1 protein-coding gene is annotated in these 316 nt (G+C 35.8%); it reads left to right on the top strand.

The features are described 5' to 3' along the window. A partial coding sequence (locus F0L46_RS27640; protein WP_149822398.1) for an elongation factor 1-beta family protein occupies window positions 1-258 on the top strand: 258 nt, incomplete at its 5' end. Window positions 259-316: the final 58 nt, after the last annotated feature.

The raw sequence follows: 316 nt of genomic DNA, 5'->3' as shown, positions 1-316 counted from the left end.
TCTATTCTCCTTGATGTCAAGCCATGGGATGATGAAACCGATATGAAGGAAATGGAAAACCAAGTACGCACTATTGAAATGGAAGGCCTTCTCTGGGGAGCCTCCAAACTTGTGCCTGTTGGGTATGGCATAAATAAACTGCAAATTATGTGTGTCATCGAGGACGACAAAGTTTCTGTTGATTTGCTGACAGAAAAAATTCAAGAATTTGAAGATTTTGTACAATCTGTTGACATTGCTGCATTTAACAAAATCTAAACAGCCATAACATGTAATATATTTATAAGTGCAACTTTTTCAATTAAATCACATTTAC

The sequence above is a fragment of the Salinarimonas soli genome (assembly GCF_008386575.1).
Taxonomy (GTDB): domain Bacteria; phylum Pseudomonadota; class Alphaproteobacteria; order Rhizobiales; family Beijerinckiaceae; genus Salinarimonas_A; species Salinarimonas_A soli.
Note: the sequence above shows the minus strand (reverse complement) of the source record. Positions and strands in the feature narration are given on the sequence as shown.